This window comes from Myroides sp. LoEW2-1, from assembly GCF_009767705.1.
In the GTDB taxonomy this organism is placed as follows: domain Bacteria; phylum Bacteroidota; class Bacteroidia; order Flavobacteriales; family Flavobacteriaceae; genus Flavobacterium; species Flavobacterium album_A.
Window position 1 is genome coordinate 1 of record NZ_WSPP01000007.1, and the last position, 19,269, is coordinate 19,269.

The window sequence follows — 19,269 nt, forward strand, 5'->3', positions numbered from 1 at the left end:
ATTCACTTCTATGATAATTTCAATATCATAGTTGCTCAGTTTTTTTCTTAAGTGATTTACTAACTCATATTTATTCTCATCAAAGCTCAGTTTCGAACCGTGATTAGGCAATTCCAGATAAATTAAGTGTTTTTCCAACCTTGGTTGAGTCATTCCCATCAACGAAGACATCAACATATAACCAGTTCGACTTAACTTCTGCATATATAACTGCCATTCGTTCATCATTTGCTCGAATGAAAACAACAACCTTGGCAAATCTTCAGGATCGACAATATTCTTTTCTAAAGACGACTCTAACTCCCGTTTCTTTCTGATACTTGAAAGTGATAAAGCATTTACGCGTTTATTGTTTTGAGCAAATGAACCTTGAAGATTCTGTTGAGTAGTATCTTGCTGCAGTTGATTATTATCAACGGGCTGGTTTTGAATTGGAGCACCACCTTGCTGCATTTGGTTGTTATCAAATGACTGATTCTGCATTGGAGCATTCCCCTGCTGCATTTGGTTGTTGTCAAATGGTCCATTCTGCATTGGAGCACTACCCTGCTGCAGTTGATTATTGTCAAATGGTCCACTCTGCATTGGAGCATTACCTTGCTGCAGTTGATTGTTGTCAAATGATCCATTCTGCATTGGAGCACTACCTTGCTGCAGTTGATTATTGTCAAATGGTCCACTCTGCATTGAAGCACCACCCTGTTGCAGTTGATTATTGTCAAATGGTCCACTCTGCATTGGAGCACCACCTTGCTGCAGTTGATTATTATCAAAAGACTGGTTTTGCATTGGAGCACCACCCTGCTGCATTTGGTTATTGTCAAATGATTGATTCAGATCGACAGCTGCACTAAGAGGATAAAGCATCCCTTCAACATTTACGGGTGGTAATTGCTGTAAGATTTCTTTTAATCTATCAGGAGAAACAATTATTGATTCATCTTTTTTTTTTCGCCATCAATGGCTAAAGAAGCTAACTGCATCAAGCAAAGCTCTACTAATAATCTTTGATTCTGACTGGCTTTGTACTTTAAGTCACAGTCATTGGCTAATTCAATTCCACTCAATAAGAAAGGGAAAGGTGCTCTTTGCGACTGTTGAACAAACAATTGTTTTCCATGCTCTCCTACTTCCAGTAATGATACTGTTTCAGGAGTTTTAACAACCATCAGGTTTCTAAAATGAGAAGCTAAACCAGCAACAAAATGATGACCATCGAAACCTTTTGCCAAGATGTCATCAAAAGCAGTCAATAAAGCCGGAATATTACCTGATAAAATCAAGTCTGTTACACGAATATAGTATTCAAAATCTAATACGTTTAAATTCTCAGCAACTGCTTGTCTAGTTAGGTTTCTACCACAATAAGACACTACGCGATCAAAAATAGAAAGCGCATCTCTCATCGCTCCATCAGCCTTTTGAGCAATGATTCTCAAGGCGTCTTCTTCATAATTAATTCCCTGACTTCTTGCCACAAGTGCCAAGTGATTTGCTGCATCGCTAATCGTGATTCTCTTGAAGTCAAAAATTTGACAACGCGATAAAATCGTAGGAATAATCTTGTGTTTCTCAGTAGTAGCTAAAATAAATATAGCATGTCTTGGAGGTTCTTCTAACGTCTTTAAAAAAGCATTAAAAGCTGCTGAAGATAGCATGTGAACCTCGTCAATAATATACACTTTGTACTTTCCTGTCTGTGGAGGTATTCTTACTTGATCTATTAGATTACGTATATCATCAACGGAGTTGTTTGACGCGGCATCTAATTCAAAGACATTAAAAGTAAAATCCTCTGTAGGATCATCATAACCTGGTTGGTTTATCTTTCTTGCTAAAATACGGGCACAAGTAGTCTTTCCAACTCCCCTAGGACCAGTAAAAAGCAAAGCTTGAGCCAAGTGATTGGTCTCTATAGCATTTAGCAAAGTATTGGTAATAGCTTGTTGGCCTACAACATCTTGAAATGTTTGTGGTCTATATTTTCGGGCAGATACGATAAATTGTTCCATTAGCATAAATATTAGGGCAAAGGTAATTTTAATTTTCATATTGCGAAAATTATTCGCGCAACTCTAATGGGAAAAATTGATCTTCTGTTATTTTCTCTTGCCACAATAATCTCAAATCGTTAAACTTTATTTCTCTTGCTCCCCTACTATATTCTATTTCATATCGATAGAACAAATATTGGAGTTGAGTTTCAAGATAAAAGTCGTTTAAATCTATATCTGGATGATATTCACTTTTGAGGTTCAAGCTAAATGTTCTCGCAGTAGTATTAGACCAAAAGGCAGTCCAACCGCTTTTAAACTCTTTGATTAGCTGAAAGGCTGTTTGACCTGTTTCACGGTCAATCAGTTTTAATAGTATTTTACCATCGTTACGCGAGAGCTTTTTCAGTTTTTCTTTAAACTGCCCTTCCAGATACTTTTGAGATCGCTTGATATAGGTTCTCTTATCTCTTTTTGACTCTATCTTCTCCAGGTTTTCGTTCAAGATTATCAAATTCTGAGCAGTAGCTTTAGCATAAGGATAAACACGGCGAATGCGATTGCGAAGAATTATCATATCTCTACGATACTTTTCTTCTTTCATGTCTACGCCAATAAATATTTCAGGCATAGATACACTTTGAATTGTATCTCCATCAATAATCACTTCAGAGGGAATTTCCGGTGTAGGCAATAGCTCTTTTTCCTGTCCAAGACATGGATAAATTGCGAAACAAACAATAAGTAAAACAAATCGTTTCATAAGGTTAAATATACCCAAAATTAGCTATTTTAATTGAGTTATAACACTTTTCTAATTAAATTAGCGAAAAAACTAAACATGAGCACAAACAAGATTTTGAATGAGGATTCAATGGCTTTTTTAGAAGCTTATTTAAACAATACTTCTGCTACAGGACACGAGGTAAATGGACAAAAGTTATGGATGCAATACCTTAAACCTTATGTAGACACCTTCATCACGGATACCTATGGAACAGCTGTCGGAGTTATCAATCCTGACGCTCCTTATAAAGTAGTAATTGAAGGACATGCTGATGAGATTTCTTGGTATGTAAAATACATCACTGATGATGGGTTTATACACGTGATAAGAAACGGTGGTAGTGATCATATGATTGCACCTTCAAAACGCGTACATATACATACTAAAAAGGGAATTGTAGAAGGTGTATTTGGCTGGCCAGCAATCCACATTAGAAATAGAGCTGGAAAAGAAGATGCTCCAAAAATTGAAACAAACTTTATCGATGTAGGATGTGAAACAAAAGCTGAAGTAGAAACACTTGGTGTTCACGTAGGCTGTGTTATCACATACCCTGATACATTTACAGTGTTAAACAACAACAAATTTGTCTGTAGAGCAATTGACAATAGAATTGGAGGTTTTATGATTGCTCAAGTGGCAAGACTCTTAAAGGAGAACAATAAAGTATTGCCTTTTGGACTTTATATCGTCAATGCAGTACAAGAAGAAGTTGGTCTTCGCGGAGCTGAAATGATTACCCAGACCATTAAGCCAAACGTTGCTATAGTCACAGATGTGTGCCACGATTCTAATACTCCTATGGTAGAGAAAAACATCGAAGGAGATAACAAAATCGGTAGAGGTCCTGTTATCGGATATGCACCTGCTATTCAAAATAAACTAAGAGAGCTAATTGAAGATACAGCTGTAGCAAACAATATTCCATTTCAGCGTAATGCAATGTCACGCGTTACAGGAACTGATACGGATGCTTTTGCTTATAGCAATGGAGGTGTTGCCTCTGCACTTATTTCTTTAGCATTGCGTTATATGCATACAACTGTTGAAATGGTTCACAAGGATGACGTAGAAAATACAATCCGCTTGATTTATGAATCAGTACTAAAAATAGAGAATAACGAAACTTTCTCTTACTTTAAATAACAAATATGGAGGCTGTTTTAAATAACAGCCTCTTTTTTTAATTGTAATTGATCAAGACCATTGCCCATTAGTAAACCGAATATTACTCCTGCATAAGATCATTGCAAATCTCATTTCTTACTGCGTTTCATCCAATATATTCCCATTCAATTTCGCTGTATTTCTTGACTTGAACCAATTAATTAATGTACTTTTGAATAAAACAAATTAAGAAAATGTCTTTCTACAACAAAAGCAAAAAAAACACAGGTAAAATCAATAAGAATTTGACTTTAGCTCAAATTATTGAGGAAGCTGCAACCAAGCCAGAATACAGAGCATTGTTCTACGAACGCATGCTTAAAGATTATATATATGTTTTAGTTGAACAAGGTTATACTAGTTCTGAACTAACAGTTGGTATTGACCCTCATGTTCCAATTATAGCCCTTGACAATGGTGTAATCCCTGTATTTACAAATCCCGACAGGATTTATGATTCAGGAGCAATTACACAAGAAATGGATTATATAAAGGTTAGAGGCCGTTCTTTCTTGGAATTGACCATTGGGAATCAAATCATTGTCAACCCGTTCTCTAAATACTACAAAGAGCTAATTGCGATAGAAATTTCTGAAATGCTAAACGGATCAATATTTACCCCAAAACACAGTCCTGTTATTCACACGAGAATGAATGCCCTGATCGGGACACCAGAACAAAGTCCTACAGCGTTACTCAGTGATTTGTCAAATATGTTTAAAAGCATTATTGCAATTACCCACGCTCATATAGGATGGACTTTTATGGATCAAATTGATACAAATGCTCATTATATTATCGCCATTGAAACCGAAGGAGAATTGCCATTTAGCCAAATAGCAAAACTCACTTCTACAATCTGTCAACAACATTTAAAAGCAGATGAAGTAATTGATATAGTAAAACTTGAAAAAGGAGGTGACTTTAGTGAGTTCTTTTACAATCAGTCCACGCCTTTCTATTCGAAAAAATAATTTATAAATGCAGTCTAAAGCGATATTTCACCCTATAGATCTTGAGAATTGGCCACGTAAACCTTACTTTGAGTATTATCACAATAATTTAAAATCAAAGTATACTGTCAGTATTAAAATTGACATTACTACTCTTTTTCGCAAATACAAGGATAGTAACTACAAGTTCTTCCCAATTTTCCTATATGTGATTATCAGAGCCATTAATAACAGTGAATCCTTTCGCACTGTTATTTACAATGGACAATTAGGACAGTGGAGTTTTATGCAACCGTCTTTTACAATATTTCACAAAGACGATTGTAGCTTCTCGGATTTATGGAGCGAGTATCACGAAGACTTCCAAGAGTTTTACAATATAATCATTCAAGATATTAACACGTACAAAGATAGAAAGGGAATTAAAATAAGAGAGAATCAACCTGCTAACTTAATTCCCATATCTTGTGTACCTTGGATAAACTTTGAATCCATTAGCCAAGACACGATACAAGACTCTAATTTCCTTCAACCTATTATTCGATTTGGCAAATACTATACAGAAGGAAACAAAGTTAAAATCAGCCTAAGTATATATGTTAATCACGCTATTGCTGATGGTTATCATACATCTATGTTTTTACAAGATATCCAGAATCTATGTGATCATGTTGAGAATTGGATGACTCCCTAATTACTGGGCATTAGCGCAACCATTAAGAAAGTTTTCTGTTTTATTATAATTATTCTTAACATAACGAAAAAGTACTATATTGCGACTTTTAATTAACTAAGAATATAGAATGAGTACAGAAACAAAGAAAAGTTTAGTAGATCGGTTTTTATCTTCGGTAGAGCGAATCGGAAATCTACTACCCCACCCAGCAACCTTATTTGCAAGTTTTGCACTATTAGTTATTGTTGCTTCTTGGATAGCTAGTTTTTTCAATTTATCGGTAATACACCCTGGAACAAAAGAAGAAATACAATCTTTTAATCTTGTCAGTGCAGAAGGACTTCATTTAATACTGACTAAGATGGTGACTAACTTCACTAACTTTGCCCCACTCGGTACAGTACTTGTTTCCCTATTGGGAATCGGTATCGCGGAGGGATCTGGACTTATTGGGACGGTACTTAAAAAAATAGTTCTATCCTCACCTAAAAAGCTTTTAACCTTTGTAATCGTATTTGCTGGTATTTTGTCAAATACTGCAAGTGAAGTTGGTTACGTATTGCTTGTTCCTTTAGCTGCTATTATATTCCTGGCAGCAGGAAGACATCCAATAGCAGGATTAGCCGCAGCATTTGCGGGAGTATCCGGAGGCTATAGTGCTAACTTATTACTTGGTACTATCGACCCTTTATTAGCTGGATTATCTGAAGAAGCGGCACGAATTATTGATCCTACGTATGTAGTTAACCCTGCTGCAAATTATTACTTCTTATTTGTCTCAACCTTTCTTATTGCCATTTTAGGTACTTGGGTTACGGAAAGAATTGTAGTCCCAAGATTAGGAGAATATAAAGGTGATGAAGAGGCTATATCTATTGAACCATTAACTAAACTTGAAAAAAGAGGACTTATTTACGCGCTAATTGGTGGGTTGTTATTCACTGCTTTTATTCTTGGTGGTTTAATTCCTGAGAATGGATATTTAAGAAGTGAAGATGGACAAATACTAAAATCTCCTTTTATGTCAGGAATAGTTGCCTTATTATTCATTGGTTCAGCAATTGGAGGTATTGCTTATGGAATTGGTGCCAAGACAATCAAAAATGATGAAGACGTTATGAAGGGAATGTCTAAGGCAATGCAAACATTAGGCTCATATATTGTTCTTGTCTTCTTTGCTGCTCAATTCGTAGCCTATTTTAACTGGACAAACCTCGGTTTAATATTTGCCATAGAAGGAGCTGAAACACTTCAAAAGTCAGGTTTGGGTGCAATCCCATTGATGCTTGCTTTTGTTGTTGTATCTGCATTGATTAACTTGATTATGGGAAGTGCATCTGCTAAATGGGCGATTATGGCACCTGTTTTTATACCCATGTTTATGCTATTGGGATACTCACCTGAGTTAGTACAAGTAGCTTATCGCATTGGTGATAGTGTTACTAATATAATCTCACCGATGATGAGTTATTTTGCTCTTATTGTTGCCTTTATGCAGCGATACGATAAAAAAGCTGGTATTGGAACCATTGTATCCACTATGCTCCCATACACTATTGTATTCTTTATTGGATGGTCTATCTTACTGATCATTTGGATATGGTTTGGAATACCAATTGGTCCTGGAGCACAATTAGAAATAGCAGTACAATAAAATTACTTATAGATATAAAAAAGCCCTCACACAATGTGAGGGCTTTTGTTTTATTTAAAGAACTCCTTTTCGAGTTCTAATGGCTCAATATACTTATCTCCTTTATAAACTCTCATATTCCCACCAGATATTTCATCTATTAGGATAATATCATTTGTAGCTTTATCACGTCCAAACTCTAACTTGATATCATATAACTCCAATCCTTTAGTTGCTAATTCCTCTTTAATATAGCGACAAATCGTTTTTGTTAATTGCTTTAATGCTTCATATTCTACATCACTTAAAATGCCAAGCATACTCAAAGTATCTTTTGAAATAGTAGGATCTCCTCTTTCATCATCTTTAATTGTCAATTCAACCAGACTATCTAAGTGATCTCCCACTTGCACATATGCCCCATATCTTCTATAAAAGCTCCCTACTGCTCTAAATCGACAAATGACTTCTAAGCCTTTACCAAATGGAATTGCTTCTTTGACAACCATTGAAACATCTTCTATATCAGCTGACACATAATGTGAGGGTACCTTCTTTGTTTTTAATAATTCAAAAAAGTGTTTTGTCATTCTAAGTCCACTCTTCCCAACTCCTTCAATAGAAAGTCCTACAGTATTTGCTCCAGGGTCAAACACCCCATTCTCTCCAGTTACATCATCCTTAAACTTTAATAATACTTGATTACCTCCAATTGAATAAACATCTTTTGTTTTTCCTTTGTACTTAAGTTCCATAAAATTGTTGTGTTGTTATTATTGACCAAAAATAAGATAATTCAACCAACCTCGCACATTATAAAGCACAAAAAAAGCTCCTTATTTGTAATATTTTCAAATAAGGAGCTTTATACTATTTCAACAAACTAAATTTTTACATAATTTCAAAATCACATCTTCTATTCTCTTGAGAAGAAGATCTTGCATAGCTATCTGATTTTCTTGGAATATCACTATTAATAGTCTCTACTCTTGTACCTAATCGATCTCTTGAAATTCCCTTAGCAATCATATAGTCGTACACTCTAGTTGCTCTTCGTTCAGTTAACCATTCATTGTACTTTGAATTTCCTCTTGTATCATTGTAAACGTGAATTCTAATTCGAATAGAGTTGTCTTGTCTCATCAAACTAACAATTTGATCAACAACTGATTTATTCTCAGGTGTCATATACGAACTATTAAAATCGTAATAAAAAGTAGGCAAAGTCACAAAGCTATAATCTTTTCTACTTACTGTTAAGCTCCTACCATTGTCTACCGTCTCTTCTTTAAATCTTGCACGCGCCTCAGTTTCTTTAGCGGTATAAGACGTGTTATTTTTTAAAGTGCCTTTATCCTTTAAAAGACCAAAATTAGCAACAACTCCATTTTCTATTTGATTCACTAGCACTTCTGCTTTTGTATAATCTTTTGCTGTTCCCACTATCTTATGCACTAAGGCCAAGTCTTTAGGCTCAAACTCATACTGACCACTTGTATTGGTATAAACAGTCGCAATTCTATCTCCTTTCTTACTATAAAAAGTAATATCCCCATCAGCAATTGGAGCATTCAGCTCCTTATCAAATATCTTTCCTTCAATTTTTTGAGCTGAGACAGTAGTGCTTCCCATCAGCAATACACCACATACAATTAAATACAAATTTTTCATAATTACTTTTTTCCTAGAATCTACTACACTCAAATATACAAAAATAGTTAACACTTCAATAAAGAAACATTTTTTATTTATAAAAGCAACTAATCAAATAATACACTGTAGTGTAAATTATTAATATCAAATAAGGTTAACATTCTTACTATACTCACAAACCAAACACTTTAATATAATATTTACTAAAAACCACACAAACACAAGCTTATTTTAATAATTAGTTTTTATACAAAGCAAACAATTATTGTTATTCATTATCAAAAAAAAATGAGACAAATACTTCTACTACTTATCCTTTTCAAGGTTGCTTTAGCACTCAGTCAAAAGAACAACCATGACAATAAACCATATCGCATTGTACCTGTCTACGAAAAAAGTCTTATTCGCATTGACGATATTCTTGAAGCTGATAATAACTACAAATACCTAATGAAAGAGAGAAGGCTTAAACAAGAGTTACTGATCTACTTTCAATCCTATATTCCTACTTTATCCAATATCACGAAGATGGAAATAAAAAACGAACAAAACCTTTATTACCTCGTTCTACAAACCAATACTCATACAATTGTATCTTTATTACACCTTGTTACAATTCTCCGTAGTGAAGCAACCTTTTTCATGCTTGGCAAGAACCATTGCATTAACCAACATCCATTTACAAGTTTATGTTTTCCAAAGGATGATGGGCTCACTTGCCTCAACAAACAAAACTCTTGTCTAAAGTTTGTTAGATACATTACTATTAGATAAACTATCAATAGGAGGTTCTAATTTATAAGAATTATTAAAGGGTAAAGGACTGGGCTTGCTAAGCAAAACTGTAACGCAAAGTCAACTCCTTAAATTATAAAAATAAATACTACCAAGGTTTATAAAGGTGACAATTACAAAGCCCAATAGATAAAACATTTCATCGTTGATTTAATATAAAAAAACTACCTCATCAATAGCTCTTTTGCTTTTTCTAATACTTCATCTTTACCCTCAATAATTCCTTTACGAGTAATATTTACTTCTACATCGGGTTTAATCCCCTCGCGTTGTGTAACATTACCACTAGGGTAATAAATTCCTGCACCTCCTATTAGAGCCACTCTATTACCTGGCAAAACTACTTGAGCTGTATCTCCATTGGTTCCTGCTGTATGTGATCCCATTAAGGTAACATTATCACCTGCTTTTAAAGCCATGATAGCGTATTCTGAAGCACTCTGACTAACTTCGTTAATCAAAACAACTACTTTTCCTTTATACTTAGTCTCTCCTGGTTTTATAGTTAACTCTTTACTAAATTCAAAAGCCCCTGGAAAGCTTAAAGTAGGAAATAAATTTTTTAAAAAAGGAGTCGGTTTACAGACAAAATAGCTTCCCAGGCTATGAGGTACAAATGCAGATGGATAATTACGAGCATCAATAATAATACCTTTAGTGTCACTAAACTGCTTCTTTACTTCCTCTATATCCTCATTAGTTACATTTGCTAAAGTGATATACCCTATATTATTATTTAAAAGATAATAGCCTTTTTTGGTTCTATCTACTTTGAAAGTATAGTATATATTTAATTCTTTGCGTTTATATAATTTGAGATCAATACTTTTAGACTTATTTCCTGATAAGTATGTGATATTGAGAATCTCTTTTGGCGAGCGCAATAAGTCTCGTTGTAGATCTCTATAATACACTGCATCATTAGAGGCTGGATAGCGATTCTTATTTCTAATCTCTATCGATGCTAAAGTTTCTTGATTGATATGAGTTACCTCATCCCCAACTTTAATTTCTATACCATTCAATAATTCTGGATTGTATATTTCTGTGACTATCCATTTACCTTCTATCTTATTTAAACGTATAGGTGCATGATATTCTCCTAATGATTGTTCAATAGCATTATTACCTGCTAATAACAATGCATGTGAATCATTCAATTCAGTTAGCAAGGCTGTTAAAGCTAATTCATAAGCTAATTCTGTTGAAGCATCAATAAATGGTCTTAAGTGAGTGCTTAATACCTCTGACCACTTATTATCAATCAAACTTTTATATGGATAGAAATACTCTACCATATTCCAATAACGATATAAAGCTAGTAATCTAAAACCTGTATCTGGCAATGCAAATTGCTCATATGGTCGCTCATTTATATAATCTGCTATAGGAACATACCTACCCTGAGTAAGGTAATAATGATCTTCTGTTAATGGAAAATTTGCAATTGTTTTTAATCTACTTTGCAGTTCATGGTTCAGGTCATACTTACTTATCCAATCCATAGCAATAGAATTTTCTATTTCTTTTGAAGAATGAGGTAGTGTACCCAAACTATCAATCCAATTTAATAATATCTGCTGTGTTTGCTCTTTCGTCTTAACTGATAAATACTTTGGTAGTATTCTAAAAAGTTCATAATCCCAATTATACTCACCTTTAGCTATCATTGGATGATGATACTTTAAAAAGCCCCAAAACTGTCCAAGTAAAGCTAATTTATCCAAATCTTCTTCATTGTAATTACTTGGTATCTCAACTTCAGAGCCATTATCAAACATCTTATCTAAGTCTGCCTTATAGATAGGTTTAGTATAAACTGTACTATTTTTAAAATCTTGACCATCAATTTTCAATTCTACTTGATCTACCCAAATAGTACCGCTACCTTTCAACATTACGCCTATACCTATTTGATCAATATGACTCTGCTTAATTGCTTTCTTTAAACTAATCTTCTGCCAATCATTAGTACCTTTGACTCCTTTAACCTCAGCATATTGGATAGGCATACGAGCATCTGTTTTATAAAAAACTCCAGCTGTACCAGTAACTTCATTTGTTTTTAAATACACAGTTAGTTCCATTTCCTTGCCTATATAGGTATTTGGAAACTCAAAATACACACCTCCAAAATCTCCATATGATGATTGCTTGTCTTGATTATTAATCACAAGGGACTGTTTTCCTTCTTTTACAACATCAACGCTAACAGTATAAGTATATTTATTACTTCCTATCTGTTGCCATAAATTAGTAGGTAGATCTACATTAGAAGATTCAAACCCAAAATTGTCTGCTAAAGATTGAGCATTAGAATTTATCATTGCCAAAATGGTAATAATACAAAGTATTATTTTTTTCATCACTATAGTGTTTAAGTTGGTTTAGCTTTGGAAGTTAATTACAAATAGTTAAAAAACAAAACCCGCTGTGAAAAGTCTCGCAACTTTGAGCTATATAACTGCACACTACACTAACCTCCAATGCCCAAAGTCTCACTACTTTGAGCTATATAACTCTGACTTCTTTATTGCCTTCTTAATTCTTGTATTTTTTCAGTGTAAATATACACATCAGACCGCTTTTAGCCTAATGTTTGCCTCGCCTATATCCGTCCCTATCTTGCCTTTATTTAGACAACTTACAGTTAGTCGACCTTACACTTATAATCTATTGTCTGATGTTAGTGATCTGAAAACTATTCGCCACTTTATTAAATGATGACTCCCATAGTTCTAAATCTTTTACGCGATAAGATACAGTTAATCTATGTTGCCTATCGTAATTTTGAAAAAAATATGTGTGAACCTTCACTAAGGGATTCTGGCCTAACTGACGGATGTAAGACATTTTGAAAATAGTATAGCCTTTAATCTTCACCATAGAAACACCTAACCATTCTACGATCTTCAAATTCGTACCATACAACATATCCCTCATTTCATTCTCTGCAAAAGAACTAATTTCAACTAATTCACTTTCAGGCAAATCTTCCACATCCTTCAATTTAAAATAATCTCCAGGGCCGGATATGTCTGTTTCTATGATAATTCTTGCATACATAGCAAGACCATCCTTTGTAAAATCATTAATTCCCTTAGGTTGGAAAACAATGCGATTCTCAGAAACTTCTTCACCTAACATTCTTGTACCTGCTTCAACAAACTTCTTGCTAAACTCCTCGTACTTCCCTTTTTGTAGTTCCATTGTACTTGGGATCAAAATAGTACCAATACTTGGTAACTCAACTTGTTCATAAGTAACATCTTGAGCATAAACAGATCCTCCTAAAAACAATATCACAACAAAAGACAATAACTTTCTCATAGTTAATACTTCAATATATACCTCAAATTTATAACATTATACCTTTATGCTCTTATAGTTTTGCGTAAACCCTATCATTATCTGAATAAGATCGCAGCGACCGCCGGGCAAAGTCTGGGGAACTGGAGGACCGAAAACGGGAAACGGGGAACACTATTAAAACAATAAATAATACCATAATATCACTGACAATTAGAAGAAAACACCATTTTGACACTTATTACACTACTTGCTAATTTCTTGAAGACAGATAGATCATTCTCTCTGTTCAAACCATAGCTTAACAAAGCTCAGGTATTGATACTAATTCAAAAAATGAGTAACTTTAGAGTAGAAAAAATAGAATAACATTAAATACTGTAATTATGAAACTCGAAAATAGAAGTTACGAATTGCAACAAATCACAAGTTCTGACGAGCAATTGATAGTGTTATTACTTCTGCAAAAGAGATACATTGAAGCGTGTAAACTCTGTGAACAGGAAGAAGATTCAGTACAGAACTTTTTCAACAAAGGAATAGCTTACTATTATTGCCAAGGCTATGAACTTGCACTTTCCTGCTTCAAAGAGGCGCTGTCATCGATTGCTCATTTACTAGGAGATAGCTCTGAGAGTATGTTAAGTAAAGAGAACATCGAAAAACATTTTTACAACAAAGAAAGAGAAGACGTAGAAACGCTTTGCATGCAGGGAGTCACAAGACTATACGTCAATCACTTCACTGAAATTACTCGGTTTTACTTGCTGTGCAATATTCTAATGTGCATGGAAAAATTGGAAATGTGGGCCGAGATAGACACCCTAAGCAGTACGATGTATGGCAAGCAAAAGATCAGTTTTGTTCAAAAACTACTTGCTAAATCAAATGCCGAAAAACAATAAAGTCATTTATACTCTAAACAAATAGCCCAACAGCAGATGCTGTTGGGCTACTTTAACACAACGAATTTGCGTAGGCATATTCTTTTAAAAGCCAATAGACTTTTTAAAAGATAACACCTTATGAAAAAATTTAATACTTACTCTTTTCTATTCTGTAGGTTTTCTTTTCTGTGTACTCTCTACCAAACATGTCTTTTACTCTTACTTCGACCGTATGCTCACCAACTCCAATATTGAAAGGCAATTTAGCACTCCATAGATGTGATGAGTTTATTGGATTTGAAGGTTTTCTACCTCCAAGTAGTTCATCTGTCAAGTCATATTTTTGTACTTCTGCATAAAAGGCTGGATCTACCCCATTCTCTTTATTCATTTTCTTCCATTGTCCTTCATTGACTCTGTACTCCACTTGATCGCGCTCTGTTCCCATAAAGACATTAGCATAAACGCGATAGTTACCTGCTCTTTTGTCTGCCATAACCTTTGGCATGAACAATTCCATTTTGTAATCTTCAGATTCTCCAGAAACCTTATAATCCAGTGCATACTCATTCCCTTTTACAACTAAAGTAGCATACCCTCTTGGCGTACCATCTCTCATGGTAGAAGCAGGAACCCCTAACTCGTTAAACTCTCCAGAATACCAATCTCCAGAAGTAGTTCCAACATTGTATTCGTGAATCGGCTTAACTCCTGACCATCCATGCTCCTTGGTATAGAATTGGTGCATTTGATAATGCGTATGAGCAGATAATACCAAAATATTCTCATGACCACTTAACACATCTAACAACTCTTGTCTTGACTCTTGATCAAAGTGCTTTTCGCCTCCGATAAACAAAGGGATGTGTAAAGAGATTACGACAAGTTTATCCTTGTCTACGTACTTTAAATTATTCTTGACAAACGCTATTTGATCTTTTCTAAAACCTCCTAAATATCCTTTCTTCTTGATAGGATGTGGGTATAGAATATCGTCTAATACGATAAAGTGTGCTTCTCCATAATTAAAAGCATAGTTTGCCGGTCCGAAGTTTTTCTCGAAAGTTTCGTCAGAGTATATATCTTCTGTTGCCTCATAGTTCATATCGTGATTTCCCATGACGTTATACCACGGTAAGCCCACTTGCTTCATCACATCCTTATAAGGTGTATGCAAGTCTAACTTATCTCCCACTAAATCTCCTAAGCTAATCCCGAATGATATTCCCTTTGTTTTGTGTTTGACCTCATCGACAATTGCCTTTTTAAAATAATCCAATTCTTGTAAACTATAAGGTTGTGGATCTCCAAAAATAAAAGCTTTAAACTCAGCAGACTCCTCTTGTGCTATCATGGCAAAATTGACTTCTTTTGGCAATTTACCCGTTGGAGCCACCCCTTCGTACTGAGTGCCTTTAGGCGATCCTTTCGGCTTATGAGTTACATAAGTTTTCGGTAAATTGTACTGATCAACAGCTGTAGTATATTGACTTGGTTTAATCACAAATATCTGGTTATCGCCTGTTAAAGGTAATTCGTAAAACCCCTTATGATCTGTTTGTACAACATCAACTCCGTTTGATACACTAACGCCCGAAAGTACTTCTTCTTTTCTTTCTTTTTTGCCATTTTGATTTTTGTCTACAAATACATACCCTTTTACGCTATTTTGTCCTACTGCAACAACTGCAGTCAATACAAAAGCAAGAGTGTAAAATCTTTTTTTCATCTTTTTATTGGTTTATAAGAGTAATGATGGCTTGTATATCCCTTCTTCGCATTCTGAAAATTAGATAGTACAAAACCACTACTGAATCAATACACAAAAGTAAATGTGCAATATTAACTGACTTTTACCCTATTGTTAAGATTAGAGGGCGTATATTAAATTACGGTGATTTATCAGGATGAGATATGAAAAGAGCAAGACAATACTTCATTACATCATAAAAAAATAAAAGCTCTAAGTGATTTAGAGCTTTTATAAGGAAACAACATATAACTTAATAGAAATTGATTCTATAATAGTTCAAATTAAAAAAGAGTAAGGTCTTATAAGATGTAGACAAACTCAAATAGATATAAACGAAAGAGTTAAGTATTTACCTCTTATTCATTTATCACTTTACAAAAGTAGACAAAGCTCTTAGGCTCTGCTAATTTTTTTCCTTAAAAAGTCTATAAAAATGATGAACTAATGTCTTTTTGCGAATATGTAGAAATAGATGTTAATCTCTATTTTAAATGATAGCCTTTTTTGATAATATTTTTTTGTTAGTCCTTAATTTTTTAAAGTATAATTCGCTTTCTTTTTTCGAAATATTCCATATTTGGTACTTTTTAGATATTTATTAAGATAATTAGGTACTTTTTATCTTATTTCATCTCCCTAATGGGTACAAAAAAAGGAGTTGCTAAATAATTCAGCAACTCCTTTAGGTTATTTCCTTACAAAGTAGATCCAAAGACCTAACTATGCATAATCAAGTGGTTAAATATCTAAAATAATAAATTCACTTCTTCTGTTCTCTTGATGTTGTGCTTTAGTACAAGGAACATTGTTCTTACACTTATTCACTAACTGTGATTCACCATATCCTTTACCAGATATTCTATCACTCTGAATACCTTGTTTAACCATCCAGCTGATTGTAGATTTGGCACGTCTATCTGATAGTTTCAAATTATAAGCATCGTTACCACGACTATCGGTATGCGAGCGAACATCTATTTTAAGTTGAGGGTACATTTGCAAGACTTCCACAACTTTTGCTAATTCAATTGCTGCATCAGGACGAATATTCGACTTGTCAAAATCAAAGTAAATTGGCTCTAATTTCAACTTCTTGAACAAGTCATCGTCTTTTTCAATCTTCTCCACAATCGGATCAAGTCCGATATTCACTTCATTAAAAGCGTCAAATTCACGGCCAAGTACTGTTGTAACTTCATTGGTGTTATATCCCTGTGCACTTGCTTTTAATCTAAACTTGAAGTTACACGGTAGTGATTCAGTGATATAAGCACCATTCTCATCTACGTTATACTGACCGATTTCTTTGTAGTTATTGTCATATAGAACAACAGTGGCAGTTGGGATAACAAAAGTTGTACTGTTATCAAATACCTTACCTCTGATTTGTTGTTTACAATCCACTACTTGAAAGAAGTAAATATCATCTCCACCCATACCAGCTTCTCTATTAGAAGAAATGAAACCTTTGCGGTTTTTATCATTGATAAAAAAGGCGAAGTCATCACCAGGACTATTAATTGGTGCTCCAACATTAACAACTTTAGACAGGCTACCATCTACGTTAATCTTAGCTTTATAAATATCCAATCCTCCAAGACCAGGGCGGCCATCTGAAGAAAAGTATAAGAAATTGTCATGAGATACAAACGGGAATGTTTCTCTTCCTTCTGTATTTATTTGACTTCCTAAATTAACAGGCTCACCAAATGAACCGTCATCGTTGATTGCAACTTTAAAAAGGTCAGATTGCCCAAGGCTCTCTTTTCTATCTGAGACAAAATACAAGAGCTTTTCATCAGGAGACAACGCAGGATGAGCTGTATTGAAATCATCTGAGTTGAATGGCAACTCCACTGCTTCAGACCACGTACCATCACTTAACCTACTTGCCTTGTATAATTTGAGTAAGATGCTGTACTGTTCATTGTGAACTTTCTTGCCTTTTTTGAAGTTATTACGCGTAAAGTACATGGTTTGCCCATCTTTAGTAAAAACAGCAGAAGCTTCGTTAACCTTTGTTTTGACAGATTTGTCAAATAACTCCGGTTCAGAAAACTCACCATTTTCGTTTACTTCGGAGAAGTATAGACTTGTAAAGGCCTCATTGGTCCATTTGTGTCTTTTTCCCTCTCTTGTACTTTCTGTATCTCTTGCCGAGGTAAATACAAGCTTATTGTCCAACAATGCTGACCCATAATCAGAGTACTCGCTATTGATTGGTAAAGGCTTCACGTCATATCGCTTAATAGTCGCGTTTATTTCATCAAGGTAAGTATCCTTATCAGCTATAAACAACTTTCCTCGACTATCCTCTTGCTCAATACGAGCAAATTCAGCCAAGTACTTGTCGGCACTCTCATAGTCTTCTATTGCTCTAAAAGTCTGTGCAAATCGGTAATAGTATTCAGACTCTAACTTTACTTGTTCTTGTTCTGCCAAGACAAATAAATCTTTATACCACTGATGAGCACCCTTTAGCTCTCCTTTAAAGTAATAAGCATCCCCCAGCTTAGAGAGTATATTTACATTTTTATATCCTTTCTCAACAATTCGCTCGTAAACCTCAATGGCATTTACATATTCGAACTGATCAAAAGTTTTGTCAGCCTTTCTCACTTTAGCTGTTTGCGCTTGGAGTCCGTAAACTCCAAACAAACAAACTGCAATAGAAAGTGCTCTTACTATCCTTTTTTTCATAATCTACTCTTTTTAGTTTTAGAAGAATCTCGGCGTATTGATACGCGTTCTTCTATTAAATAATTCAAACTTCAAGAATATTTCATGTGAACCTGAATTATAGTTGGCCAGCTTTGTAGTTTCTGCATCATAAGAATAACCTACAAACAGATTTTCATTCACTTGGAACCCTACAAGTCCACTTACTGCAGCATCCCAACGGTAAGCTGCTCCTACAGTGAACTTATCCAAGAACAAGAAATTTGCAGTCAAATCTACTTGCAGCGGAGCCCCTTCCACTACTTTAATAAGAGTTGCTGGTTTGAACTTCAAACTTGGGTTGAGTTCAAATACATATCCCCCCATTAAGTAAAAGTGTGCTTTTTGACGTAGAGTAGTAAACTCATTGTCATCATAGCGATCAGTCGTTAAAAAGTTAGGAACAGAAATACCAACATAAGATTTATCAGAATAAAGGTAAACCCCTGCTCCAATATTTGGAGTAAACTGATTATTGACATTGTCATTTACTTTGTCACTACCGTCAAATATTCTAAGCTTTGTAAAATCTACACTCATTAAATTAGCTGTGGTCTTTAATCCAAAAGCCAATTTATACTCATAGTTAATATCAATTGCATAAGATAAGTCAATCGAAATATTGTTCTCATCCATTGCCCCTAATCTGTCATTGGTAAAATTAACTCCTAATCCCATACCTGATTCACCAATAGGTGTGTTGGCAGAAACACTTGCTGTCTTTGGTGCCCCCTCCATACCTACCCACTGGGTTCTGTAGTGTCCGAAGATATTCAGTGTCCCTCTGCTCCCGGCATAAGCAGGGTTTATCTGTGAGGGATTATACATATACTGTGTAAATTGAGGATCTTGTTGAGCTGTAGCTACCTGTGCGCTACCTACCAAGACAAGTCCCAATAAACTATTCTTTAATAATGCTTTATAATTCATTTTGAATTTATTCT

Annotated in this window: 16 protein-coding genes; 6 read left to right on the forward strand and 10 right to left on the reverse strand. The window is 34.6% G+C overall.

Features of this window, described 5'->3' with window-relative positions; genetic code table 11:
• From GOQ24_RS00650 to GOQ24_RS00660, 3 genes are all read right to left on the reverse strand, one after another.
• On the reverse strand, positions 1–867 hold an 867-nt coding region (locus GOQ24_RS00650), incomplete at its 3' end, for a hypothetical protein (protein ID WP_160338891.1).
• 62 nt (positions 868–929) lie between these two features.
• Positions 930–2,012 carry a DNA polymerase III subunit gamma/tau gene (dnaX, locus tag GOQ24_RS00655; RefSeq protein WP_160338908.1) on the reverse strand — a complete coding sequence of 361 codons (1,083 nt, stop codon included), beginning with the start codon at positions 2,010–2,012 and terminating at the stop codon, positions 930–932.
• Between the two features lie 49 nt (positions 2,013–2,061).
• Complete coding sequence (locus GOQ24_RS00660; protein ID WP_155092214.1) at positions 2,062–2,757, reverse strand: DUF4294 domain-containing protein; 696 nt, start codon at positions 2,755–2,757, stop codon at positions 2,062–2,064.
• A gap of 78 nt (positions 2,758–2,835) precedes the next feature.
• Between GOQ24_RS00660 and GOQ24_RS00665 the strand changes: the two genes are divergently transcribed.
• The 4 genes from GOQ24_RS00665 to GOQ24_RS00680 all read left to right on the forward strand — a co-directional run bounded on the left by GOQ24_RS00665 (position 2,836) and on the right by GOQ24_RS00680 (position 7,231).
• Entirely contained in the window at positions 2,836–3,927 is a 1,092-nt protein-coding gene (locus GOQ24_RS00665; RefSeq protein ID WP_160338892.1) for a M42 family metallopeptidase, read from the forward strand.
• 215 nt (positions 3,928–4,142) lie between these two features.
• Positions 4,143–4,922 carry an enhanced serine sensitivity protein SseB C-terminal domain-containing protein gene (locus GOQ24_RS00670; RefSeq protein WP_160338893.1) on the forward strand — a complete coding sequence of 260 codons (780 nt, stop codon included), beginning with the start codon at positions 4,143–4,145 and terminating at the stop codon, positions 4,920–4,922.
• Positions 4,923–4,929: 7 nt separating this feature from the next.
• On the forward strand, positions 4,930–5,595 hold the full coding sequence (locus tag GOQ24_RS00675) for a chloramphenicol acetyltransferase (RefSeq protein WP_160338894.1): 666 nt from the start codon (positions 4,930–4,932) through the stop codon (positions 5,593–5,595).
• A 109-nt stretch (positions 5,596–5,704) separates the two neighbouring features.
• Positions 5,705–7,231, forward strand: coding sequence for an AbgT family transporter (locus tag GOQ24_RS00680; protein WP_160338895.1), 1,527 nt, complete (start codon positions 5,705–5,707; stop codon positions 7,229–7,231).
• A 50-nt stretch (positions 7,232–7,281) separates the two neighbouring features.
• On the opposite strand, the gene GOQ24_RS00685 is transcribed toward GOQ24_RS00680, so the two are convergent.
• Positions 7,282–7,965 (reverse strand): phosphoribosylaminoimidazolesuccinocarboxamide synthase, encoded by a 684-nt coding sequence (locus GOQ24_RS00685; protein ID WP_160338896.1) that lies wholly within the window; start codon positions 7,963–7,965, stop codon positions 7,282–7,284.
• 136 nt (positions 7,966–8,101) lie between these two features.
• On the reverse strand, positions 8,102–8,881 hold the full coding sequence (locus GOQ24_RS00690) for an OmpA family protein (RefSeq protein WP_160338897.1): 780 nt from the start codon (positions 8,879–8,881) through the stop codon (positions 8,102–8,104).
• Between the two features lie 270 nt (positions 8,882–9,151).
• On the opposite strand from GOQ24_RS00690, the gene GOQ24_RS00695 reads away from it, so the two are divergent.
• Entirely contained in the window at positions 9,152–9,637 is a 486-nt protein-coding gene (locus GOQ24_RS00695; protein ID WP_160338898.1) for a hypothetical protein, read from the forward strand.
• A 185-nt stretch (positions 9,638–9,822) separates the two neighbouring features.
• Here GOQ24_RS00695 and GOQ24_RS00700 read toward each other — a convergent pair whose 3' ends face one another.
• The gene (locus GOQ24_RS00700) at positions 9,823–12,024 is read right to left on the reverse strand and encodes a S41 family peptidase (protein WP_160338899.1); all 2,202 of its coding nucleotides are present in this window, start codon (positions 12,022–12,024) and stop codon (positions 9,823–9,825) included.
• A gap of 307 nt (positions 12,025–12,331) precedes the next feature.
• Positions 12,332–12,988, reverse strand: coding sequence for a hypothetical protein (locus GOQ24_RS00705; RefSeq protein ID WP_160338900.1), 657 nt, complete (start codon positions 12,986–12,988; stop codon positions 12,332–12,334).
• 365 nt (positions 12,989–13,353) lie between these two features.
• Here GOQ24_RS00705 and GOQ24_RS00710 point away from each other — a divergent pair, with 365 nt between their 5' ends.
• A complete protein-coding gene (locus tag GOQ24_RS00710) occupies positions 13,354–13,872 on the forward strand; it encodes a hypothetical protein (RefSeq protein WP_160338901.1) in 519 nt (172 codons plus the stop codon).
• 130 nt (positions 13,873–14,002) lie between these two features.
• On the opposite strand, the gene GOQ24_RS00715 is transcribed toward GOQ24_RS00710, so the two are convergent.
• The 3 genes from GOQ24_RS00715 to GOQ24_RS00725 all read right to left on the reverse strand — a co-directional run bounded on the left by GOQ24_RS00715 (position 14,003) and on the right by GOQ24_RS00725 (position 19,255).
• Positions 14,003–15,583, reverse strand: a complete 1,581-nt coding sequence (locus tag GOQ24_RS00715) for a calcineurin-like phosphoesterase C-terminal domain-containing protein (protein WP_155092203.1) — start codon at positions 15,581–15,583, stop codon at positions 14,003–14,005.
• A 762-nt stretch (positions 15,584–16,345) separates the two neighbouring features.
• Positions 16,346–18,307 carry an OmpA family protein gene (locus GOQ24_RS00720; RefSeq protein ID WP_160338902.1) on the reverse strand — a complete coding sequence of 654 codons (1,962 nt, stop codon included), beginning with the start codon at positions 18,305–18,307 and terminating at the stop codon, positions 16,346–16,348.
• 18 nt (positions 18,308–18,325) lie between these two features.
• Entirely contained in the window at positions 18,326–19,255 is a 930-nt protein-coding gene (locus GOQ24_RS00725) for a type IX secretion system membrane protein PorP/SprF (protein WP_160338903.1), read from the reverse strand.
• Positions 19,256–19,269 lie beyond the last annotated feature (14 nt).